The following is a 23,860-nucleotide window of genomic DNA, read 5'->3' as shown; positions in this document are numbered from 1 at the left end:
AAAATCCGCTTACTTTACCAACCACACGCAGCAGCGACAAGGCGCAAAAATCATCTGCAACGGTGAAAATTTGTGCAGTACGTTTCCTGATGTTACAAAACCATCCCCTGACTCCCTCAGGGCTGAGTAAACAGTAGCGTTCCCCACTGACGTTTGTAACCCGTTACAGGTCGTTCACTGGCTTTTTGCTCGACATACTCAAAGCTACAGGCGCGATATTCTACGTGAAAACAGCGTAAACGGCAGGTCAAACAGAGTATCTTTGCAAATATTTTTTCACGTTGGTGTCAAGCGGTTGAGAGGCAGCAAAAAAATCCCCCTGACCACCCATTACACCGCGCTCTGTTAACATCTGCCATTCGCTTCTGGAGCGCACGCCCGCGGCAAATACTTGTGTTCGCGTTCCCTTGCATGCTTCAACCAGACTCTGTACCAGCAGCTGGTTTTCCGTACGCTTCTCAATATTCCTTACCAGCCCCGGATGTAGCTTTAATAACTCCACATCCAGCTCCTTGATCCAGTTGGTACTGACCAGCGTTAAACCTGCCTGCGTCACCGCTACACGCGCACCCAGCGCATTGATCAAACGTACCACCGGACGTAACCGGCTGATGTGTTGACCTACGTCGGCCTCAGCAAGTTCAAAAATAATGTGTTTGCGTTGCGATTTTTCGCATTGCATTAATGTATCACGTAGCCAGCGCTGAAAACGTGGGCGTATTAACGACTCCACGGTGACCTGTAACGCCAGGTTTTCTTCAGGCCAGAAGGATAAAAACGGAATCAGCCGGGTAATTTGCTGGCGGTCATACTCTTCGGACAGGCCAAATTGCAGCACCATCGGCAGATATTCCGCAGAAATAACCTCTTCCGTACCGTCAAAAATACGACACATCAGTTCACGGTGATGAACGTTGCCGTTTTTCATGACCGCGGGTTTTTGATAAATACGTGGCCCGCCGCGGCTTAGCATTTGCTCAATCAGCGTTCGCCAGCGCACGTTGCCGCGCCCTTTTTCCGGCAGCGAGTCATCATAAACCGCCCACCCGTTCGCCCCCTGCAACACGGCGTTGCGGGTAGCGGCTTCCGCATGTTCCATCACCTGCTCTGTGGATTGTCCGCCACGCCAGGCGCAGATCCCCATGTGGACCATATCGTCCCTGTCGAGCATTTTGCTCTGCGGCAGCGCATCCACCGCCTTCAGCAGCTGGCTGGCGATGCTTTCCGACTCCTTCAGCGTGCGATGAGGCAACAATACGGCAAAGTCGCTGCGGTGATAGCGGGCCAGCAGCGCGCCCGGGTAGCGCATAATAAAGGTGGAGAGCAGGTTGATCAGCGTAAAGAGGTTTTCTTCCGCGACCCGCTGTCCCCAGGTGTCGCGCAGGAGATCGAAATCGGGCAGGCGAATCATCATCACCACCCCGTGTGTCCCCACTTTTTCTGAATCGTCGAGCAGCGTGGCGAGCTGATTATCAAAGAAAAGACGGTTGTTAAGGCCGGTTTTATTATCCTGCGCCGCATAAGAGCGGATCAGCGTATCCATACGGCTGCGCTGGTCGCTGGCAAACTGGATTTCGGAGAGCAGGGTATCCAGCGCGCTGCTGGCGCGCGACGGCCACTCGTGGACGGAGCCACGCACCTGCGGGCCGCGTTCACCGTTAAGGATCCGCACAGAGCGCATCTCCAGCAGCTCCTGACCGGAGAGCTGGCGGCGCAGCCAGCGGACCGCGAGAAAGATCAGCAGGACGATAAACGCAACGGCGACGGTGAGCGGCGCAGTGGTCATCATGGAACGGAAATAGCTCGCCATCGGATCGAGGTAGACCATGTGTATGGTCATCCCCGGATTTTTAAGGGAGTGCACCGTCACTTCCCGGTACTGACTCACCACACCCGCAGGCCGATAACTTCCCGGCCGTTCATGGCTTAAAACACGGTGCTTTCCCTGCAGAATGTCGATCTGAACGATATCAACAGGTACCATCAACTCATCGAGCTCACGGGAAAGTATCGGCAGCGGCGTCGTCAGCAGACGCGTATCGATCACCGATGCAACAGACTGTACCCGGTTAACCAGCTTGTCCTGAATGGCGGTGTAAAAGCTCAAGGAGCAGCCCATAAGCGTGACAAAAATGGTCAGCCCCGTCAGCAAGGTGATAAAAGCTGAGAACTTCGTCGTTAATCGCATCCTTGAGATTACTCCGTGGGTTGATGGGGTAGCGAGTAAGCGCTAACTTGCATTTCAAATGCGGCATACTACCAAATCGGGCGTATCTGGCAATTTATTGCGTTAAATCGGCACTGCGTTTCCCTGAGCGAGTATAGTCTTCAGAAATTATTTTCCAATCATCTGAGTCGAGAGGACCCCCGTATGCAGGCTTTGATCTTAGAACAGCAGGATGGCAAAACGCTTGCCTCAGTGCAGGCGGTTGAAGAGAGTCGCCTGCCGGAAGGCGAAGTAACCGTCGACATCGACTGGTCCAGTTTAAATTATAAAGACGCGCTGGCTATTACCGGTAAGGGTAAAATCATCCGAAATTTCCCTATGGTGCCGGGGATTGATTTCGCAGGCCGGGTTCATACCAGCGAAGATCCGCGCTTCCATGCAGGCCAGCAGGTGCTGCTTACCGGCTGGGGCGTCGGTGAAAATCACTGGGGCGGGCTGGCAACGCAGGCGCGCGTGAAGGGCGACTGGCTGGTGCCAATGCCGAAAGGCATGGATGGCCGCAAGGCGATGATCGTCGGCACGGCAGGCTTTACCGCCATGCTGTGCGTGATGGCGCTGGAAGATGCGGGTATCCGCCCTGAGTCGGGTGAAATTGTCGTCACCGGCGCCAGCGGCGGCGTGGGCAGCACGGCGGTCACGCTGCTGCACAAGCTGGGCTATCAGGTCGCTGCGGTTTCCGGCCGAGAAAGCACCCATGACTATCTGCGCCAGCTCGGTGCCAGCCGTATTCTCAGCCGCGACGAATTTGCCGAAACCCGCCCGCTGGAAAAACAGGTTTGGGCAGGGGCAGTGGATACCGTCGGTGATAAGGTGCTGGCAAAAGTCCTGGCGCAGATGAACTACGGCGGCTGCGTGGCAGCCTGCGGTCTGGCGGGCGGATTTGCCCTGCCAACCACCGTGATGCCATTTATTCTGCGTAACGTACGCCTGCAGGGTGTGGATTCCGTGATGACCCCGCCGGCTCGTCGTCATGAAGCCTGGGAACGGCTGGTGCGCGATCTGCCGGAATCCTTCTATACCCAGAGCGCAACGGAGATAACCCTCAGCCAGGCGCCTGAATACGCCAGTAAGATCATGGACAACCAGTTCCACGGTCGCGCGCTGGTGAAAATCGCCTAATCTTCAAATTTTCGTGACATATTCGCGCGAATCCCTCTCCTCCGTCATGCTTAGAAAAACGCATGACGGAGGATGCCATGAAAAACCGAAAACTGACGGAAGCCGACGTAACGTCCGAGTCTGTCTTTATGTTACAGCGCCGCCAGATCCTGAAAATGCTTGGCATCAGCGCCACTGCCCTGACGCTCTCTCCGGCGGCACACGCCGACCTGCTCGACTGGTTTAAAGGCAACGATCGGCCGAAGGCCCCTTCCGGCGCCCCGCTCACCTTTACCAAACCCGCCCAATGGCAAAACAAACTGACGCTCACGCCGGAAGATAAAGTCACCGGCTACAACAACTTCTATGAATTTGGTCTCGATAAGGCCGATCCTGCCGCGAACGCCGGAAGCCTCAAAACCGATCCGTGGACGCTGAAGATTGATGGCGAAGTGGCGAAACCCCTGACGCTGGACCACCACGATCTCACCACCCGTTTCCCGCTCGAAGAGCGTATCTATCGCATGCGCTGCGTGGAGGCGTGGTCGATGATGGTGCCCTGGGTGGGCTTCCCGCTGCATAAACTGCTGGCGATGGTTGAGCCCACCAGCAACGCAAAATATGTCGCTTTCCAGACGCGCTATGCGCCGGACGAGATGCCCGGGCAGAAAGATCGGTTTATCGGCGGCGGGCTTGAGTATCCGTATGTGGAAGGGTTACGTCTCGACGAAGCCATGCACCCCCTTACCCTGCTGACCGTCGGCGTTTATGGCAAAGCGCTTCCGCCGCAGAACGGTGCCCCCATCCGTTTAACCGTACCGTGGAAATATGGTTTCAAAGGGATTAAATCTATCGTCAGCATTAAGCTTACCCGTGAACGTCCGCCAACCACCTGGAATCTGGCGGCCCCGGACGAATACGGCTTCTTCGCCAACGTGAACCCGCACGTGGATCATCCGCGCTGGTCGCAGGCAACCGAGCGGTTTATTGGTTCCGGCGGTGCGCTGGACGTGAAGCGCCAGCCGACGCTGCTGTTTAACGGCTATGCGGATGAAGTGGCCTCGCTTTACCGTGGTCTCAATTTACGGGAGAACTTCTGAGTGCGTTTAACGGCAAAACAGATTACCTGGCTGAAAGTGCTGCTGCACCTGGCCGGGCTGCTTCCTTTTATATGGCTGTTCTGGGCCGCCAGCCAGGGGCTCTTTAGCGCAGACCCGGCGAAGGATATCCAGCATTTTACCGGTCGGATGGCTCTGAAATTTTTGCTGGCCACCTTGCTCGTCTCGCCGCTGGCGCGCTACGCTAAACAGCCATTATTGATTCGCACCCGTCGGCTGTTAGGGCTATGGTGTTTTGCCTGGGCGACGCTGCACCTTACCAGCTATGCCCTGCTGGAGCTGGGAATTAACAATCTGGCGCTGCTTGGCCGCGAACTGGTGACGCGTCCTTATCTGACGCTGGGTATCGTGAGCTGGGTGATTTTACTGGCGTTAGCGCTGACATCCACGCAGTATGCGCAGCGGAAACTGGGCAGGCGCTGGCAGCTGCTGCACAACTTCGTCTATCTTGTCGCGATCCTCGCCCCCATTCATTACCTGTGGTCGGTGAAGATCCTCTCCCCGCAGCCGGTCCTATATGCACTGGCGGCCGTGGCGCTTTTAGCATGGCGTTACAAGAAGTTCCGCCAGTGGTGGCGATAGTTCGCGAAACTGTGCGTTTTCCCGCAGATTGACCGTCAACCGCAAATCTTTTTCGGATAGCGGTTGATAATCTTCCCTGATAAGACCAGTATTTAGCTGCTAAATGCTACGAAATCGTTATAATGTGCGACCTTGGTTCGCCTGACAGCGGTTTTAAGCCTCTGAAAAGGTGACATTTGCGCTTTGAAGGTATATTTTGTTTTTTACCCGAAAATCGCAGGAGATAGCGGCATAATGACTGATAAGTTCCATATCTTAGTTTTGAACGGACCGAACCTGAACATGCTCGGCACCCGTGAGCCAGAGAAGTACGGCACGCTAACATTGGGTGAAATTGTTAACCGTCTGGGAACGGAAGCAGGGTCACTGAATGTGGATTTGGATCATTTTCAGTCGAATGCGGAGTACGCACTCATCGACCGTATTCATCAGGCTAAAGATGCTGTGGACTATATCCTGATCAATCCGGCCGCGTTTACGCACACCAGTGTTGCTATCCGCGACGCACTGCTCGCGGTGAGTATCCCGTTTATCGAGATCCACCTGAGTAATGTGCACGCCCGAGAGCCGTTCCGCCACCACTCATATCTGTCAGATATCGCTGCTGGCGTTATCTGTGGACTGGGCGCTGACGGCTATTCATACGCTTTACAGACAGCGGTAAAACGCTTGTCACAATCACACTAAACAAGAGTACGGAACCCACTCATGGATATTCGTAAGATTAAAAAACTGATCGAGCTGGTTGAAGAATCAGGCATCTCCGAACTGGAAATTTCTGAAGGCGAAGAGTCTGTACGCATCAGCCGTGCAGCCCCAGCCGCTAGCTTCCCGGTAATGCAGCAAGCTTATGCTGCGCCAGTGCAGCAGCCTGCGCTCTCCGCAGCCGTTGCGCCAGCAGCTGAAGCCGCACCTGCCGCTGCAGCAGAAATCAGTGGTCACATCGTACGTTCCCCAATGGTTGGTACTTTCTACCGCACCCCGAGCCCGGACGCGAAGGCGTTCATCGAAGTGGGTCAGAAAGTCAACGTAGGCGATACCCTGTGCATCGTTGAAGCGATGAAAATGATGAACCAGATCGAAGCAGACAAATCAGGTACTGTGAAAGCGATTCTGGTCGAAAGTGGTCAGCCGGTTGAATTTGACGAGCCGCTGGTCGTCATCGAGTAACGAGGCGTACATGCTGGATAAAATTGTTATCGCCAACCGCGGCGAGATCGCACTGCGTATTCTTCGTGCCTGTAAAGAACTGGGCATCAAGACCGTCGCTGTGCACTCAAGCGCGGATCGCGATTTAAAACACGTATTGCTGGCGGATGAGACGGTCTGTATTGGCCCGGCTCCGTCCGTAAAAAGCTATCTGAACATCCCGGCTATCATCAGCGCCGCTGAAATCACCGGCGCGGTGGCAATTCATCCGGGTTACGGCTTCCTCTCTGAGAACGCCAACTTTGCTGAGCAGGTTGAACGCTCTGGCTTTATCTTCATCGGCCCGAAAGCCGACACTATCCGCCTGATGGGCGATAAAGTGTCTGCTATCACCGCGATGAAAAAAGCCGGTGTTCCAACCGTACCAGGCTCTGACGGCCCTCTGACCGACGATATGGATGCTAACCGTGCTCATGCTAAACGCATTGGCTACCCGGTTATCATCAAAGCGTCCGGCGGCGGCGGCGGTCGCGGTATGCGCGTTGTGCGTAGCGATGCTGAGCTGGCGCAGTCCATCTCCATGACCAAAGCAGAAGCGAAAGCCGCTTTTAGCAATGACATGGTGTACATGGAAAAATACCTGGAAAACCCACGCCACATCGAAATTCAGGTGCTGGCTGACGGTCAGGGTAACGCGATCTATCTGGCAGAACGTGACTGCTCCATGCAGCGTCGTCACCAGAAAGTGGTCGAAGAAGCGCCAGCACCGGGCATTACCCCAGAGCTGCGTCGCTACATCGGTGAGCGTTGCTCCAAAGCGTGTGTCGATATCGGCTATCGCGGTGCGGGTACCTTTGAGTTCCTGTTCGAAAACGGCGAGTTCTATTTCATCGAAATGAACACCCGTATTCAGGTTGAACACCCGGTTACCGAAATGATCACCGGCGTTGACCTGATCAAAGAACAGCTGCGTATCGCTGCAGGCCAGCCGCTGTCCATCAAGCAGGAAGAAGTTGTGGTGAAAGGCCATGCGGTAGAGTGCCGTATCAACGCCGAAGACCCGAACACCTTCCTGCCAAGCCCGGGTAAAATCACGCGTTTCCACGCGCCGGGTGGCTTTGGCGTGCGTTGGGAATCTCATATCTACGCCGGTTACACCGTACCGCCGTACTATGACTCAATGATCGGCAAGCTTATCTGCTACGGCGAAAACCGTGACGTGGCGATTGCCCGCATGAAGAACGCCCTGCAGGAGCTGATCATCGACGGTATCAAAACCAACGTTGATCTGCAGATGCGCATTATGAGCGACGAGCACTTCCAGAATGGTGGAACCAACATCCACTATCTGGAGAAAAAACTCGGTCTGCACGAAAAGTAATACAGCATCTTTGCGAAAAGGCCGGATTATCCGGCCTTTTTTATTTCTGGGGCCTGGAAAGCCTCATCATGTACAATCCCCGCTTTCTTCATCCACAAGGGACAAAAAATGGACAAGCGTTTTGTTCAGGCCCATAAAGAAGCGCGCTGGGCGCTGTGGCTGACCCTTCTCTATCTCGCCGCCTGGTTAGTGACCGCTTACTTACCTGACTCCGCTATTGGCGTCACCGGCCTGCCGCACTGGTTCGAAATGGCCTGCCTGCTGGTACCGCTGGTGTTTATCGTGCTGTGCTGGGCAATGGTCAAATTCATCTATCGCGATATTCCGCTGGAGGACGATGATGCAGCTTGAAGTGATTCTGCCGCTTATCGCTTACCTGTTGGTAGTGTTTGGTTTATCCGTTTACGCCATGCGAAAACGCACGACAGGCACGTTTCTGAACGAGTATTTCCTCGGCAGCCGCTCAATGGGCGGCGTGGTGCTGGCCATGACGCTGACCGCAACCTACATCAGCGCCAGTTCGTTTATCGGTGGACCCGGTGCAGCCTATAAATACGGATTAGGCTGGGTGCTACTGGCGATGATCCAGCTGCCTGCCGTCTGGCTCTCGCTGGGCATACTGGGCAAAAAATTTGCTATTCTGGCGCGCCGTTACAATGCCGTGACGCTCAACGATATGCTGTTTGCCCGCTATCAGAGCCGTTTACTGGTGTGGCTGGCCAGCTTAAGCCTGCTGGTGGCTTTTATTGGCGCGATGACGGTACAGTTTATCGGCGGGGCACGCCTGCTGGAAACGGCTGCAGGTATTCCCTACGAGACGGGCCTGATCATCTTCGGGGTAAGCATTGCGCTGTATACTGCATTTGGTGGATTCCGCGCCAGCGTGCTGAACGACACGATGCAAGGCATGGTGATGCTTATCGGCACTATCGTCCTGCTGGTCGGCATCGTCCACGCCGCGGGCGGCCTGAGCCATGCGGTTGAAACGCTCGAGGCGATCGATCCAAAATTGGTTTCGCCACAGGGCGCGGATGACATCCTTTCTCCAACATTTATGACCTCGTTCTGGGTGTTGGTGTGCTTTGGGGTGATTGGTCTGCCGCATACCGCCGTGCGCTGTATCTCTTACAAAGACAGCAAAGCCGTGCACAGAGGCATTATCATTGGCACCATCGTGGTTGCGATCCTGATGTTTGGTATGCACCTGGCAGGCGCGTTAGGTCGGGCAGTTATTCCCGACCTAACCGTACCCGATCTGGTTATCCCAACGCTGATGGTCAAAGTGCTTCCGCCTTTCGCTGCCGGGATTTTCCTTGCCGCGCCGATGGCCGCCATTATGTCGACAATCAACGCTCAGCTGCTGCAAAGTTCCGCTACGATCATTAAAGATCTCTATCTGAACCTGCGCCCGGAGCAGGTCGAAAATGAGCGACGCCTGAAGCGTATGTCGGCCGTTATTACGCTGGTGTTAGGGGCATTGCTGCTGTTAGCCGCATGGCGTCCGCCGGAGATGATCATCTGGCTGAACCTGCTGGCATTTGGTGGGCTTGAAGCGGTATTCCTGTGGCCGCTGGTGTTAGGGCTCTACTGGGAACGCGCAAACGCTGCAGGCGCGCTGAGCGGCATGATCGTCGGCGGAGTGCTGTATGCCGTCCTCGCAACGTTTAAGATTCAGTACCTGGGCTTCCATCCGATTGTGCCTTCGTTACTGCTAAGTTTACTGGCGTTTGTGGTGGGGAACCGTTTCGGTCAGCCCGTCCCACAGCCCGCTATGATTTCTACTGATAAATAAAGAGTTTTGCCATGCCGTGGATCCAACTAAAACTGAACACAACCGGCGCTAACGCCGAGGAACTGAGCGATGCGCTGATGGAGGCCGGCTCGGTCTCCATCACCTTCCAGGACACGCATGACACGCCGGTCTTTGAGCCGCTGCCGGGCGAAACCCGCCTGTGGGGCGATACCGACGTTATTGGCCTGTTTGATGCCGAAACCGATATGAAAGAGGTTGTCGCGATTCTGGAGAATCATCCTCTGCTGGGCGCGGGTTTTGTGCACAAAATCGAACAGCTGGAAGACAAAGACTGGGAACGCGAGTGGATGGATAACTTCCACCCGATGCAGTTCGGCAAACGTCTGTGGATCTGCCCAAGCTGGCGCGACGTCCCGGACGAGAATGCGGTCAACGTGATGCTCGATCCGGGCCTGGCGTTTGGTACCGGTACTCACCCAACTACGTCCCTGTGCCTGCAGTGGCTTGATGGGCTGGATCTGGACGGTAAAACGGTGATCGACTTCGGCTGTGGATCCGGGATCCTCGCGATTGCAGCCCTGAAACTGGGCGCGGCAAAAGCCATCGGGATCGATATCGATCCGCAGGCGATTCAGGCCAGCCGCGATAATGCCGAGCGTAACGGCGTCTCCGATCGTCTGGAGCTGTATCTGCCGGATGCTCAGCCAGACGCCATGAAAGCCGATGTGGTGGTCGCAAACATTCTGGCGGGCCCACTGCGCGAGCTGGCCCCGTTAATCAGCGTGCTGCCCGTTGAGGGCGGTCTGCTGGGGCTTTCCGGTATCCTGGCGAGCCAAGCCGACAGCGTATGTGAAGCCTACGCCGATCTCTTTGCCCTTGACCCGGTAGTGGAAAAAGAAGAGTGGTGCCGCATCACCGGCCGTAAAAAATAAGCATTTGGCGTGGTCATCTGACCACGCCTCTCCCCCTCTGATAATCCTCTCTCCCCCGTTCATTCTTCGGTAAAATAACCCTACAAATCATGTTGATTTGTATTACAAAAATTCACCGGAAGAATATGATGAAACACATTACTGGCAAGGCAGCGCTGCTGGCGCTGAGCATGATCTCGGCTTCAGCATTTGCATCACACTGGAGCTACGAAGGGGAAGGTTCGCCGGAACACTGGGGCGAGCTGGACGAGGCATACAAGACCTGTCAAAGCGGAATGAACCAGTCTCCCATTAATATTGATTCGACCGCTAACGCCCATCTTTCCCCGCTACAAACCCACTACGTTGATGGTCCTGTTACGCTGACAAACAATGGCCATACCATTCAGGCAAGCGAACAGGCTGACACCCGCGATACCCTCACTCTCGATAAGCAAACCTGGACGTTACAGCAGTTCCATTTCCACGCGCCGAGCGAAAACACCGTTCATGGCAAGAAATATGCGATGGAAATGCACCTGGTTCATAAAAATGCCAGTGGAGAACTGACGGTGGTGGCGGTGATGTTTGATAAAGGGGCCGCAAACCCGGAGCTTGAAAAACTGTGGCGCGTTATGCCTCAGCAGGCCGAGCAGAACGTCTCCATTAAACAGGATCTTAACCTGAACAAACTGCTGCCAAAAGATAAAACGTACTGGCGCTTTAGCGGTTCATTGACCACTCCTCCGTGTTTGGAAGGCGTCACCTGGATTGTGCTTAAGCAGCCCCTGACGGTTTCTGCAGAACAGCTTGAAAGATTCACCCATACAATGCATCACGATAATAACCGTCCGGTACAGTCGCTGCATGGGCGCGTTGTGGTCGAATAAGACGCATTTTTCGCATGACGATCATGTTCTAAAATGCGACGCAGATCGCAAAGAAGTGGGGAAATCTGCTGCTAAAAACAGCAGATTATCCCGCTTCAGCGAAGCATTTATTCAGAAATGATGAGAAGTTACGGGAAATTGTAAGCGCCCATAAAATAACCATTCACGCATAACATAATGATTTAAATAATGAATAATTTTGAACAGGAAGATTGAGCGGCGATTCCTTGATCTACAACAGTGGATTGTTCAAAGTTTGGCCTTTCATCTCGTGCAAAAAATGCGTAATATACGCCGCCTTGCAGTCACAGTATGGTCATTTCTTAACTCATGCGCATCGGACACCACCAGCTTAGAAATCGCCTGATCGCAGCCCCTATGGCAGGTATTACCGACCGGCCGTTCAGGACGCTGTGCTATGAGATGGGAGCCGGTTTAACCGTATCCGAGATGATGTCGTCTAACCCGCAGGTTTGGGAAAGCGATAAATCCCGCCTTCGGATGGTGCACGTTGATGAACCAGGTATTCGCACCGTGCAAATTGCCGGAAGCGTGCCTGAAGAGATGGCAGATGCCGCGCGGATTAACGTGGAAAGTGGTGCCCAGATTATTGATATCAATATGGGGTGCCCGGCCAAAAAGGTGAATCGCAAGCTTGCAGGTTCAGCCCTTCTGCAATACCCCGACCAGGTGAAAGCTATCCTGACGGCGGTTGTCAGCGCAGTGGACGTTCCTGTTACGTTGAAGATTCGCACGGGTTGGTCGCCGGAACACCGTAACTGTGTAGAGATTGCCCAACTGGCCGAAGACTGTGGCATTCAGGCCCTGACCATTCATGGACGCACTCGCGCCTGTTTGTTCAACGGTGAAGCTGAATACGACAGCATTCGGGCAGTTAAGCAGAAAGTTTCCATTCCGATTATCGCGAATGGCGACATAACTGACCCGCTTAAAGCCAGAGCTGTACTCGACTATACGGGAGCTGATGCTCTGATGATAGGACGTGCCGCTCAGGGAAGACCCTGGATCTTCCGGGAAATCCAGCATTATCTGGACACTGGGGAGCTGCTTGCCCCGCTGCCTCTGGCAGAGGTAAAGCGCTTGCTTTGTTCGCATGTTCGGGAACTGCATGACCACTACGGTCATGCAAAAGGGTACCGAATTGCGCGTAAACACGTCTCCTGGTATCTCCAGGAGCACGCTCCAGATGACCAGTTTCGGCGCACATTCAACGCCATAGAGGATGCCAGCGTACAGCTGGAGGCGTTGGAGGCATACTTCGAAAATCTTGCGTAATGAAATAAAGAGCTGACAGAACTATGTTCGAACAACGCGTAAATTCTGACGTACTGACCGTTTCTACCGTTAACTCTCAGGACCAGGTAACTCAAAAGCCCCTGCGTGACTCGGTTAAACAGGCACTGAAGAACTATTTTGCTCAACTGAACGGTCAGGATGTTAATGACCTGTATGAGCTGGTACTGGCTGAAGTTGAACAGCCACTGTTGGACATGGTGATGCAATACACCCGCGGTAACCAAACCCGCGCTGCGCTGATGATGGGTATCAACCGTGGTACTCTGCGTAAGAAACTGAAAAAATACGGCATGAACTGATACTAATCAGTTAAATGCTTGTTTAAAAAGGCGCTCTTCGGCATGGGGAAGCGCCTTTTTTATTACCTGTGCCTCTCCGTCAACGCATTGTAAACCTTCGCTTCTCCCGCTTTTCAACCACGGTTTTTCGTGTATATTTCCCCCACCTTACTGGCGTTCTTCTCGCGGAATGACACAATGATTCGTAAATACTGGTGGCTGGTTGTCTTTGCAATCTCCGTTCTCATTTTCGATGCACTCCTGATGCAGTGGATTGAACTGATGAGCACCGAAACCGATAAGTGTCGCAATATGAACTCCGTCAACCCGCTGAAACTCGTGAACTGCTCCGAGCTCGACTAACCGCCCGATTGCGCAAGCCACCCCGTTATTACCCACTAAAAACGGGGATTTAAATCCCTTTGAGCCATTACCTGACGGTGATAATGTCTCGCCCTTCTCAACCGCTCTAGCGTAACCCCACACTCGAGTAGAACCGTCCATGCTGGTCAGCCAATACAACCATATCCTTGTCGTCCTCTCCTTTGTTGTTGCCATCCTTGCGGCGTATACCGCGCTGAACATGGCTGCACGCGTCGCCGGGAGTGAGGGCGTCGCTGCCCGCGTCTGGCTGGCTGGGGGCGGTATTGCAATGGGTATTGGCGTGTGGGCCATGCATTTTATCGGCATGCTGGCGATGGATCTCTCCATGAGCATGAGCTACAACGCCACCCTGACGGTGTTATCCATGGTTATCGCCGTGGGTTCGTCGCTGTTTGCGCTATGGCTCGTGAGCTGCGAGCAATTACGCTTGCGCCGACTGCTGCCCGGCGCGCTGGTGATGGGGAGCGGTATTGTCGCCATGCATTACACCGGCATGGCGGCGCTGGAAGTGATGCCGGGGATTATCTGGGACAAGGTCTGGGTGGCCATTTCGGTCGTGATTGCGCTTGCCGCTTCGCTCGCAGCATTATGGCTAACCTTCCGCCTGCGTCGCGAAGCCGCACAGGTCGTGCTGATGCGCATGGGAGCCGCGATCACGATGGGGATTGCCATTGCCGGTATGCACTATGCCGGGATGAAAGCGGCGCAGTTTCCCATGTCCACAATGGTTCATCATGAGGGGATTAACGGGAGCTGGCTGGCGGTGCTGGTCAGCGTCGTCGCGCTCTCTATTCTTGGGATCACCCTGCTGGTGTCGATGCTGGATGCCCGCCTTCAGGCACGAACCGCCCTTCTGGCTTCGTCGCTGGCAGAAGCTAACCGGGAACTCGCTCAACTGGCGCTGCACGATACCCTGACGCGTCTGCCCAACCGTATTCTGCTGGAAGACAGACTCGATCAGGCCATCAGCAAAGCCGATCGTGAAGGGAACCATTTTGCCCTGATGTTCATGGATCTCGACGGCTTTAAAGCCATCAATGACGCCTACGGCCATGATGTCGGTGACAGGCTACTGGTCGCCGTTACACAGCGTCTGCTGCTTCTCCTGAAAGGCCAGTTCACCCTTGCACGTATCGGCGGTGATGAGTTTGTTCTGCTGGCTGAGGGTGAAGGTCCGGACGACGCGGCATCGCTGGCGAATTCGCTGGTCCGCGCGATCGATAGCCCATTCAATCTCGGCCCCTATGAACTGGTGGTGACCCTCAGCATTGGTATCGCGCTGTATCCTCACGACGGTAAAACCGAGCGTGAACTGATGTTTAACGCCGACGCGGCGATGTATCACACGAAGCATATGGGCCGTAACGGCTACCACTTTTTCCAGCCCTCCATGAACACCCTGGCGCAGACCCATCTCCAGCTAATGAACGATCTGTGGATGGCGATCGATCGCAATGAGCTGCGCCTGCTGTATCAGCCAAAATTTCATGCCCCGGCGGGCCCAGTCCTCGGATTCGAGGCGCTATTGCGCTGGCAGCATCCTAAGCAGGGGTTACTGACGCCAGAACTTTTTCTGCCGCTGGCGGAAAAAACGGGGCTGATCATCCCCATTGGCAACTGGGTGATTAATGAAGCCTGTCGCCAGCTGCGGGAATGGCATCTTCAGGGGCATCAAGGCTGGTCAATGGCGGTAAACCTGTCGACACTGCAGTTTGAACAACCTTCGCTGGTTAAAACGGTTCTCGACTGCCTGGCACTTCACCATGTACCACCGGAAATGTTGATCCTCGAAGTGACGGAAACCACGGCGATGAGCAACCCGGATGAGAGCGTACGGGTGCTGACAGAGCTGACGGATGCGGGCGTGAAGGCCTCCATTGATGATTTTGGCACCGGATATTCGAGCCTGCTGTATCTCAAGCGCTTACCGGCCTGTGAATTGAAAATCGACAGGGCGTTCGTGAAAGAGCTCAGCGGCGAAAGCGAGGATGCCACTATTGTCTCAGCGATTGTGGCCCTCGCTAAAACACTTAACCTGAAAGTCGTGGCTGAAGGTGTGGAAACTGAAGCGCAGCAAGCCTTTTTAACCGAGCTGGGCTGTAACACCCTTCAGGGTTATCTGTTAGGTAAACCCGCCAGCGCGCAGACTATAGAAGCACTTTGTGCCCGGGGAGAAATGTTACCTGGCGCTGAGCTGTAAGCATCCTCATCAGGCGACACGCGAATGACAGGGAGTGTCGCCAGTATGCTATCGACCAGAGCGGGAGCCTGCTGATAAAGATTAAAACTGTCATTATTCATTAACCAGTTTTTAATTATTCCGCTAAAAAAACCGTGGAATACAATCAAGGTGAGATCAACATTCACCTGTGGCGAAATGATATTGCGCGAAATACAAGTCTCCAGCGTTGCGCGTAGTGTGTCATCATTGAATCCAATGCGGTTTCTGATTTCACGCTCTGAAATCATATCACTGCTAAATTCACATTTATGATACAAAATTTGTAAAAGCGCACATTGCCGGGGTTCATGGGCAATATACTGCAGCGCGGTAATAAATTGCTCACGAAGTTTTAACAACGGATTGTCGCTATCGGAAAGGGAAAGCCTGTCGCGAATAATGTCGCGAAGCGGTAATTGCTGTTCCCAGATGGCATTAAATATTTCTGATTTACTGGTGAAGTGCCAGTAGATCGCGCCGCGCGTCACCTTAGCAGCATCAGCGATATCCGTCAGCGTCGTGCTGGCAACACCACGCGTCGCAAACTGTCCGATAGCCGCCTCAATCAGCTGCTGCCGGGTTTGTTGAGCCTCTTCTTTCTTTTTACGCGCCATAGGTAACTACTCGTTACTCACAAGGTTTAAAGGTAATATTGCGTTCATGCAAATGTAATTATTCACTAAAATTCGTTTTAATTTTGCACAAAAAAAGTCAATCTTCTTAATTTATAATTAATGCAAATACATCGAATAAATTAAATTCATGAAGTGAATAATTAGACAACATTAAATGCATTTACCTGATTAACATGCCTGAAGTATACCCCCGAATGGATCAGGTCTGATTCTGATTTTTTTCTACAAGCATGGTCATTCGCACTTATAAATTAAAAAACATTAAATACCCTCATTATTATACGCAGCTACATTTTATTTTTTATCCCTCTGCCCCAGCTACCGGTTCGCGACATATATCGGTTAATGGGTATTTAAAGGAACAGTAATGACGAATCATTTCAGACGCTTGCCCTTATCTGGTTTCATTGTCTGCGCGGTACTGCTCACTGGATGCGATGGTCAGGAAAATCAACAACAACACCTGCAGGCGCCTCAGGTCAGCGTGCATATTGTGAAAAGCGCGCCTCTGGCTGTCACCACTGAACTCCCGGGCAGAACAGATGCATTTCGCGTTGCGGAGGTTCGTCCTCAGGTTAGCGGTATTATCCTTCGCCGCAACTTCGCGGAAGGTAGCGATGTAAAAGCGGGTGAGTCACTTTATCAGATTGATCCCGCGACCTATCAGGCAGCCTATGACAGCGCGAAAGGCGAACTGGCGAAGGCTCAGGCAGCGGCCAATATTGCGCACCTGACGGTGAAACGTTATCTCCCGCTGGTAGGCACCCAGTATGTCAGTAAGCAGGAGTATGACCAGGCCGTGGCGACGGCTCAGCAGGCAGATGCCAGCGTGGTGGCCGCAAAAGCCGGCGTTGAAAGCGCACGTATCAACCTTGCCTACACCAAAGTGACCTCTCCTGTTGATGGTCGTATCGGGAAATCAAGCGTGACCGAAGGGGCGCTGGTGACAAATGGGCAGGCCGCAGCGCTGTCAACGGTCCAGCAGCTCGATCCGATTTATGTCGATGTCACCCAATCCAGTAATGATTTTATGCGCCTGAAACAGACGAGCCTGCAAAAAGGCGATACCGCCAGCAGCGTTGAACTGCTGATGGAAAACGGGCAGCCCTATCCGCTGAAAGGCACGTTGCAGTTCTCTGACGTCACGGTCGATGAAAGTACCGGCTCGATTACCCTTCGCGCCATTTTCCCGAACCCTCAGCATCTGTTATTACCCGGCATGTTTGTTCGCGCCCGCATTGATGAAGGCACCCAGCCGGACGCGATTCTGGTTCCACAGCAAGGCGTGACCCGTACACCGCGAGGCGATGCAACCGTCCTGGTGGTGAACGATAAAAACCAGGTTGAGCCGCGTACCGTCGTCGCCCCTCAGGCAATTGGCGATCGCTGGCTGGTGACGGAAGGGCTGAAAAACGGTGACCGCGTGATTGTCAGCGGGCTACAGAAAGTCAAACCGGGGGTAACCGTCATCGCCACGCCGGATACCACCACGACTCCAGCCGGTTAAGGGACGACGACATGGCTAATTTCTTTATTCAGAGACCGGTTTTCGCCTGGGTACTTGCCATCATTTTGATGATTGCAGGCGGGCTGGCCATTCTCAAACTTCCCGTCGCACAGTATCCGACCATTGCCCCTCCAGCCGTGGCGATATCCGCGACCTACCCGGGAGCGGACGCTCAAACGGTGCAGGATACCGTGACCCAGGTTATCGAACAGAACATGAACGGTATCGATAACCTGATGTATATGTCCTCCACCAGCGATTCAGCGGGGAACGTCACCATCACCCTGACCTTCGAGTCAGGAACCGACCCGGACATCGCTCAGGTGCAGGTGCAGAACAAGCTGCAGCTCGCCATGCCGCTGCTGCCGCAAGAGGTTCAGCAGCAAGGGATTGGCGTGGAGAAATCCAGCAGCAGCTTCCTGCTGGTCGCCGGTTTTGTTTCAGACAACAAAAGCCTCACGCAGAACGACATCTCTGACTATGTCGCCTCAAACGTCAAAGATGCCATCAGCCGAACGTCTGGTGTCGGTGACGTTCAGCTGTTTGGCGCTCAGTATGCGATGCGCATCTGGCTCGACAGCAACGCGATGAACAAATACCAGCTGACGCCGCTGGATATTATCAACCAGTTGAAAACCCAGAACGATCAGATAGCGGCAGGCCAGCTGGGCGGAACGCCGTCCATTCCAGGGCAACAGCTGAATGCCTCGATCATCGCGCAAACTCGCCTGAAATCACCGGAGGAGTTTGGCCGCGTGACGCTTAAGGTGAACCAGGACGGCTCGATGGTTCATCTGAAGGACGTGGCTCGCATTGAGCTGGGTGGCGAAAACTACAACATGGTCACTAAAATCAACGGGCAGGCGGCAACCGGCCTGGGGATTAAGCTGGCAACCGGGGCAAATGCGCTGGACACTGCGGCAGCCATCAAAAGCAAGCTGGCGCAGCTGCAGCAGTTCTTCCCACAGGGGCTGAAAGTTGTCTATCCCTATGACACCACGCCCTTCGTGAAAATCTCCATCCACGAAGTGGTGAAGACCCTGTTTGAAGCGATCGTTCTCGTCTTCCTGGTCATGTACCTGTTCCTGCAAAACCTGCGCGCGACGCTCATCCCAACTATCGCGGTGCCGGTCGTTCTGCTGGGTACCTTCGCGGTTCTGGCGGCGTTTGGTTTCTCCATCAATACCCTGACGATGTTCGGCATGGTGCTGGCGATAGGCCTGCTGGTCGATGACGCTATCGTGGTCGTTGAGAACGTTGAACGTGTCATGGTCGAGGACAAGCTGCCGCCGAAAGAGGCCACGCAGAAGTCGATGGAGCAGATCCAGGGCGCACTGGTGGGGATCGCCATGGTGCTCTCGGCGGTCTTTATTCCGATGGCCTTTTTTGGCGGCTCGACGGGGGCAATCTATCGCCAGTTCTCGCTGACTATCGTTTCCGCTATGGCCTTGTCCGTACTGGTTGCGCTAATCCTGACGCCCGCACTCTGTGCAACGTTGCTGAAGCCCATATCCGGCGACCATCATGAGAAAAAAGGTGGCTTCTTCGGCTGGTTTAATGCGCTCTTTGATAAAAGCGTGGAGCACTACAGCAACAGCGTGAGCGGTATTTTGCGTAAGACAGGGCGCTATCTGGTGGTGTACGTCATTATTGTCGGTGGCATGGCGGTGCTTTTCCTGCGCTTGCCCACCTCCTTCCTGCCCGAAGAGGATCAGGGGGTATTTATGACGATGGTTCAGCTCCCGGCAGGTGCAACCCAGACGCGTACTCAGCAGGTCCTCGACCAGGTTCAGGATTACTATCTGAACAAAGAGAAGGCGAACGTTGAATCCGTCTTTACCGTAAACGGCTTTAGCTTTAGCGGCCAGGGTCAGAACTCCGGTATTGCATTCGTCAGCCTGAAGCCCTGGGAGGAGCGCCCGGGGTCGGAAAATGGCGTCGAAGCCATTGTGGGTCGCGCGACGAAAGCCTTCAGTCAGATTAAAGATGGCCTTGTGTTCCCGTTTAACCTGCCTGCAATTATCGAGCTGGGTACCGCCACGGGCTTCGACTTTGAATTGATCGATCAGGCTAACCTGGGGCATACCCAGCTGACGCAGGCGCGTAACCAACTGCTCAGCATGGTGAAAGAGCACCCTGACCTGCTGGTTCGCGTGCGCCCTAACGGTCTTGAAGATACGCCTCAGTTCAAGCTGGATGTCGATCAGGAGAAAGCGCAGGCGCTGGGCGTCAGTCTTTCTGACGTCAACCAGACGATTTCGACGGCCTTAGGTGGCACCTATGTGAACGACTTTATCGATCATGGGCGAGTGAAAAAGGTCTACGTACAGGCTGACGCAAAATTCCGTATGTTGCCAGGCGATATTAACAACCTTTACGTGCGCAGCGCGAATGGGGAGATGGTCCCGTTCTCCGCCTTCAGCAACGCTCACTGGTTCTATGGCTCACCTCGCCTGGAGCGCTATAACGGGATGCCCTCGATGGAGATCCTGGGGGAATCAGCCCCGGGTAAAAGTACCGGTGAGGCCATGGTTATGATGGAAAGTCTCGCGGCAAAACTGCCTTCCGGTATCGGCTATGACTGGACGGGGATGTCTTATCAGGAGCGGCTCTCGGGTAATCAGGCGCCTGCGCTGTACGCCATTTCACTGATCGTGGTGTTCCTGTGTCTGGCAGCGCTGTATGAAAGCTGGTCCATTCCGTTCTCCGTTATGCTGGTTGTACCGCTGGGTGTCATTGGGGCGCTTCTCGCAGCGTCGCTGCGCGGGTTAAATAATGACGTCTATTTCCAGGTCGGCCTGCTGACGACGATTGGTTTGTCGGCTAAAAATGCCATCCTGATCGTCGAATTTGCTAAAGACCTGATGGATAAAGAAGGCAAAGGCATTATTGAAGCCACGCTGGAAGCTTCCAGGATGCGCCTTCGACCGATCCTGATGACGTCTCTGGCCTTTATCCTTGGCGTCATGCCGCTGGTGATCAGCACCGGTGCCGGGAGCGGCGCGCAAAACGCCGTCGGTACGGGCGTTATGGGGGGAATGCTTTCCGCAACGCTTCTGGCGATTTTCTTCGTGCCCGTCTTCTTTGTGGTTGTTCGGCGACGGTTTACTCACCATAAAGAGTAATGTTCCCCAGAAAAGGCACCTCTGGTGCCTTTTTTTTATTTTTAACATAAACAATGAATTAGGCTTTACATAAAGGCATTGTTAAAAATAGGATGATTTGCATTAAGTAAAAACACTCTTTTACCTCTTCATAATGTCTCCATAAATTTCTCCTGAAACCGACTTTTCTCCACGATTTTTACAAACTACATAATTTGAGATTATTCCTCGTGTAACGAGGACTTACCCCGGTGGTAAAATAACCTCCAGTTCGTTAATAGCCCTCCTGGCTTTATAGCGGATTAGAAATAATACTGAGGTAACATCATGAAAAGATTCATTTCCGTTGCACTTCTCGCTGCGCTGCTTGCTGGTTGCGCGCACGACTCTCCATGTGTACCGGTTTACGACGACCAGGGCCGACTGGTTCATACCAATACCTGTATGAAAGGCACCACTCAGGATAACTGGGAGACCGCGGGTGCTATCGCCGGCGGTGCTGCCGCAGTAGCGGGTTTGACGCTGGGTATTGTTGCTCTGACGAAGTAACATCTGTTGAGAAAGCGCGGCTCTGCCCGCGCTTTTGCTTTTAATGAGTGCAGTATTTTCAAATAAGTAAAAAAATAGCCCCGTATTTATTCACGTAATTAATACAAGCCTGAAGTTAGTCACAACTTTTTCGCATACTCATTCAAATTACTTATTCTATCGTGATGATTTTCACACATTAATATTATTGAATACCCTGCCAATATTCACCCCGGAAACTATCTCTTCTTTTTCCTGACCCGACTCAAAACTTTTGCTCTGATTTGTGGCATAGGTTGTAATTTCGCACCGTTTCGGGGCGCTCGTTTTATTTAAGCCTGTCTACACTCAGCATTAAGCGTTCACTCGTCTCTTATTTTGTCGAACGCAAAACTGGCATTACGTTTGCTTTATAAACGTTGGCCAAAGCCACAGACAGGTTAAGCGTTTAAAAACGCCTCTATAACGATAAATTTCGCCACACAGGATGCATTATGAAAAAGACGATGATAGCCAGCCTGGCCGCTGCAGGCATGTTGTTTGCCGTAGCCGGTCAAGCCCATGCGGGAACGACACTGGATGCCGTTAAAAAGAAAGGTTTTGTTCAATGTGGTATCAGTGACGGTTTGCCTGGCTTCTCTTATGCCGATGCGAACGGCAAATTTACCGGTATTGATGTGGATGTCTGCCGTGGCGTTGCAGCCGCCGTTTTTGGCGATGACAGCAAAGTAAAATACACCCCGCTGACGGCGAAAGAACGCTTTACGGCGCTGCAGTCCGGCGAGGTCGACATGCTCTCCCGTAATACCACCTGGACTTCCTCCCGTGATGCTGGCATGGGGATGTCATTTACGGGCGTGACCTATTATGACGGCATCGGCTTCCTGACCCACAATAAAGCTGGTCTGAAAAGCGCCAAAGAACTGGATGGCGCCACCGTTTGTATCCAGGCGGGCACCGATACCGAGCTGAACGTCGCGGATTATTTCAAAGCAAACAACATGAAATACACCCCGGTGACATTCGACCGCTCGGATGAATCGGCCAAAGCGCTGGAATCCGGCCGTTGCGACACGCTGGCCTCTGACCAGTCACAGCTGTATGCCTTACGTATTAAGCTGAGCAACCCGGCAGAGTGGATTGTCCTGCCAGAAGTAATCTCCAAAGAACCTCTCGGCCCCGTCGTTCGTCGTGGTGATGAAGACTGGTTCTCCATTGTTCGCTGGACGCTGTTTGCCATGCTGAACGCAGAAGAGATGGGCATCAACTCTAAAAACGTTGATGAGAAAGCTGCTAAGCCATCCAACCCGGATATGGCACACCTGCTCGGTAAAGAAGGTGATTTCGGCAAGGATCTGAAGCTGGATAACAAGTGGGCTTACAACATCATCAAACAGGTGGGTAACTACTCTGAGATCTTTGAGCGCAACGTGGGATCGGAAAGCCCGCTGAAGATCAAACGCGGCCAGAACAATCTCTGGAACAACGGCGGCATTCAGTACGCGCCACCAGTACGTTAAGTCATAGCTGTAACGGGCACTGCTCAGGCAGTGCCCACTCCAGAGTCATGGTTACTGAGGTTTCTTTATGTCCCATCGCCGCTCAGCCGTAAAAGGATCGCTATCCTTTTCTCATCCCGCGGTCCGCGCCTGGCTATTCCAGATTATTGCTATTGTTGCGGTTGTTCTCATCGCCGTGTATCTCATCCATAACACCATCACCAACCTGAATAATCGCGGCATTACTTCCGGTTTCGCGTTTTTAGATCGCAGCGCGGGGTTTGGTATCGTTCAGCACCTTATTGATTACCAGGAAGGCGACACCTACGGACGCGTGTTCGTAGTCGGTTTACTGAATACGCTGTTGGTATCGGCGCTTTGTATCGTCTTCGCGTCGATACTGGGCTTCTTTATTGGCCTGGCGCGTCTTTCTGAAAACTGGCTCCTGCGGAAACTGTCGACTGTTTATATTGAGACGTTCCGCAATATCCCCCCGCTCCTGCAGATATTCTTCTGGTATTTCGCCGTACTGCGTAACCTTCCCGGTCCCCGCCAGGCCGTCGACGCGTTCGAGCTGTTTTTCCTGAGTAACCGTGGGTTGTCCATCCCTTCTCCCCTGGTAGGTGAAGGCCTGTACGCTTTCATCGGCGCGATTGCGATAGCGCTTGCTCTCTCTGCTGGGGTATTCCGTTTTAACCGCAAGCATCAGATCAAAACCGGTCAGCTCCGGAGAACCTGGCCCACGGCTGTTGTCCTGATCGTTAGCCTGCCGCTGATCGCACACTGGCTGTTTGGGGCCGCGCTGCACTGGGACATTCCACATCTGCGTGGCTTTAACTTTCAGGGCGGGATGGTATTAATTCCCGAGCTGGCAGCCCTGACGCTGGCACTGTCGATTTATACCTCCGCGTTTATCGCAGAGATTATCCGTGCAGGGATACAGGCCGTACCTTATGGACAGCACGAAGCGGCACGCTCACTGGGATTACCCCATACCGTGACGCTTCGCCAGGTCATCATTCCGCAGGCTTTACGGGTCATCATTCCGCCCCTGACCAGCCAGTATCTCAATATTGTCAAAAACTCGTCGCTGGCCGCTGCCATTGGTTACCCGGATATGGTGTCACTCTTCGCCGGAACCGTGCTTAACCAGACCGGACAAGCCATTGAAACCATCGCCATCACGATGTCTGTCTATCTGATCATCAGCCTGGTGATTTCACTGCTGATGAACCTTTATAACCGTCGTATAGCACTGGTCGAGCGCTAAGGATCTAT

Annotated in this window: 21 protein-coding genes; 19 read left to right on the top strand and 2 right to left on the bottom strand. The window is 53.5% G+C overall.

Annotated elements, in window-relative coordinates; genetic code table 11:
* Positions 1-247: 247 nt before the first annotated feature.
* Entirely contained in the window at positions 248-2,188 is a 1,941-nt protein-coding gene (gene csrD / locus NQ230_RS02720; RefSeq protein ID WP_121424798.1) for an RNase E specificity factor CsrD, read from the bottom strand.
* Positions 2,189-2,371: 183 nt separating this feature from the next.
* Between csrD and acuI the strand changes: the two genes are divergently transcribed.
* The 14 genes from acuI (at position 2,372) to NQ230_RS02650 (ending at position 15,288) form a co-directional block, all read left to right on the top strand.
* Positions 2,372-3,346: an acrylyl-CoA reductase (NADPH) gene (gene acuI / locus NQ230_RS02715; RefSeq protein WP_159515024.1), complete on the top strand. Its 975-nt coding sequence runs from the start codon at positions 2,372-2,374 to the stop codon at positions 3,344-3,346.
* 77 nt (positions 3,347-3,423) lie between these two features.
* On the top strand, positions 3,424-4,425 hold the full coding sequence (gene msrP, locus NQ230_RS02710) for a protein-methionine-sulfoxide reductase catalytic subunit MsrP (RefSeq protein WP_257259839.1): 1,002 nt from the start codon (positions 3,424-3,426) through the stop codon (positions 4,423-4,425).
* Positions 4,426-5,025, top strand: a complete 600-nt coding sequence (msrQ, locus tag NQ230_RS02705; protein WP_121424801.1) for a protein-methionine-sulfoxide reductase heme-binding subunit MsrQ — start codon at positions 4,426-4,428, stop codon at positions 5,023-5,025.
* Between the two features lie 234 nt (positions 5,026-5,259).
* The gene (gene aroQ / locus NQ230_RS02700) at positions 5,260-5,712 is read left to right on the top strand and encodes a type II 3-dehydroquinate dehydratase (RefSeq protein WP_257259838.1); all 453 of its coding nucleotides are present in this window, start codon (positions 5,260-5,262) and stop codon (positions 5,710-5,712) included.
* Between the two features lie 21 nt (positions 5,713-5,733).
* Positions 5,734-6,195: an acetyl-CoA carboxylase biotin carboxyl carrier protein gene (gene accB / locus NQ230_RS02695; RefSeq protein WP_010436174.1), complete on the top strand. Its 462-nt coding sequence runs from the start codon at positions 5,734-5,736 to the stop codon at positions 6,193-6,195.
* 10 nt (positions 6,196-6,205) lie between these two features.
* Positions 6,206-7,555, top strand: coding sequence for an acetyl-CoA carboxylase biotin carboxylase subunit (gene accC / locus NQ230_RS02690; protein WP_010436177.1), 1,350 nt, complete (start codon positions 6,206-6,208; stop codon positions 7,553-7,555).
* Between the two features lie 108 nt (positions 7,556-7,663).
* Positions 7,664-7,906, top strand: a complete 243-nt coding sequence (locus NQ230_RS02685; protein ID WP_121424802.1) for a YhdT family protein — start codon at positions 7,664-7,666, stop codon at positions 7,904-7,906.
* Entirely contained in the window at positions 7,896-9,347 is a 1,452-nt protein-coding gene (gene panF / locus NQ230_RS02680; RefSeq protein ID WP_193941286.1) for a sodium/pantothenate symporter, read from the top strand. The genes NQ230_RS02685 and panF overlap by 11 nt, the downstream gene beginning before the upstream one ends.
* An 11-nt stretch (positions 9,348-9,358) precedes the next feature.
* The gene (prmA, locus tag NQ230_RS02675) at positions 9,359-10,240 is read left to right on the top strand and encodes a 50S ribosomal protein L11 methyltransferase (RefSeq protein ID WP_032639765.1); all 882 of its coding nucleotides are present in this window, start codon (positions 9,359-9,361) and stop codon (positions 10,238-10,240) included.
* Positions 10,241-10,368: 128 nt separating this feature from the next.
* On the top strand, positions 10,369-11,109 hold the full coding sequence (locus tag NQ230_RS02670; RefSeq protein ID WP_257261302.1) for a carbonic anhydrase: 741 nt from the start codon (positions 10,369-10,371) through the stop codon (positions 11,107-11,109).
* A 330-nt stretch (positions 11,110-11,439) separates the two neighbouring features.
* The gene (gene dusB, locus NQ230_RS02665; RefSeq protein WP_136195022.1) at positions 11,440-12,405 is read left to right on the top strand and encodes a tRNA dihydrouridine synthase DusB; all 966 of its coding nucleotides are present in this window, start codon (positions 11,440-11,442) and stop codon (positions 12,403-12,405) included.
* A 23-nt stretch (positions 12,406-12,428) separates the two neighbouring features.
* The gene (gene fis / locus NQ230_RS02660; RefSeq protein ID WP_000462905.1) at positions 12,429-12,725 is read left to right on the top strand and encodes a DNA-binding transcriptional regulator Fis; all 297 of its coding nucleotides are present in this window, start codon (positions 12,429-12,431) and stop codon (positions 12,723-12,725) included.
* A gap of 177 nt (positions 12,726-12,902) precedes the next feature.
* Complete coding sequence (locus NQ230_RS02655) at positions 12,903-13,067, top strand: DUF2556 family protein (protein ID WP_008502862.1); 165 nt, start codon at positions 12,903-12,905, stop codon at positions 13,065-13,067.
* Positions 13,068-13,206: 139 nt separating this feature from the next.
* Positions 13,207-15,288: a putative bifunctional diguanylate cyclase/phosphodiesterase gene (locus tag NQ230_RS02650; RefSeq protein WP_121424806.1), complete on the top strand. Its 2,082-nt coding sequence runs from the start codon at positions 13,207-13,209 to the stop codon at positions 15,286-15,288.
* On the opposite strand, the gene envR is transcribed toward NQ230_RS02650, so the two are convergent.
* The gene (gene envR / locus NQ230_RS02645; protein ID WP_219321639.1) at positions 15,204-15,923 is read right to left on the bottom strand and encodes an acrEF/envCD operon transcriptional regulator; all 720 of its coding nucleotides are present in this window, start codon (positions 15,921-15,923) and stop codon (positions 15,204-15,206) included. The two genes, NQ230_RS02650 and envR, sit on opposite strands and share 85 nt — an antisense overlap.
* Before the next feature lie 388 nt (positions 15,924-16,311).
* Between envR and NQ230_RS02640 the strand changes: the two genes are divergently transcribed.
* The 5 genes from NQ230_RS02640 to NQ230_RS02620 all read left to right on the top strand — a co-directional run bounded on the left by NQ230_RS02640 (position 16,312) and on the right by NQ230_RS02620 (position 23,852).
* On the top strand, positions 16,312-17,451 hold the full coding sequence (locus NQ230_RS02640) for an efflux RND transporter periplasmic adaptor subunit (RefSeq protein ID WP_257259832.1): 1,140 nt from the start codon (positions 16,312-16,314) through the stop codon (positions 17,449-17,451).
* Between the two features lie 11 nt (positions 17,452-17,462).
* The gene (locus NQ230_RS02635) at positions 17,463-20,576 is read left to right on the top strand and encodes an efflux RND transporter permease subunit (RefSeq protein ID WP_159515030.1); all 3,114 of its coding nucleotides are present in this window, start codon (positions 17,463-17,465) and stop codon (positions 20,574-20,576) included.
* Positions 20,577-20,882: 306 nt separating this feature from the next.
* Positions 20,883-21,104 carry a lipoprotein gene (locus NQ230_RS02630; RefSeq protein WP_008502867.1) on the top strand — a complete coding sequence of 74 codons (222 nt, stop codon included), beginning with the start codon at positions 20,883-20,885 and terminating at the stop codon, positions 21,102-21,104.
* 473 nt (positions 21,105-21,577) lie between these two features.
* On the top strand, positions 21,578-22,603 hold the full coding sequence (locus tag NQ230_RS02625) for an amino acid ABC transporter substrate-binding protein (RefSeq protein WP_023333654.1): 1,026 nt from the start codon (positions 21,578-21,580) through the stop codon (positions 22,601-22,603).
* A 67-nt stretch (positions 22,604-22,670) separates the two neighbouring features.
* Positions 22,671-23,852 (top strand): amino acid ABC transporter permease, encoded by a 1,182-nt coding sequence (locus NQ230_RS02620; RefSeq protein WP_213328833.1) that lies wholly within the window; start codon positions 22,671-22,673, stop codon positions 23,850-23,852.
* The last annotated feature ends 8 nt before the right edge of the window (positions 23,853-23,860 follow it).

Origin of the sequence: Enterobacter asburiae (assembly GCF_024599655.1) — a bacterium.
GTDB classification, from domain to species: domain Bacteria; phylum Pseudomonadota; class Gammaproteobacteria; order Enterobacterales; family Enterobacteriaceae; genus Enterobacter; species Enterobacter asburiae_D.
Note: the sequence above shows the minus strand (reverse complement) of the source record. Positions and strands in the feature narration are given on the sequence as shown.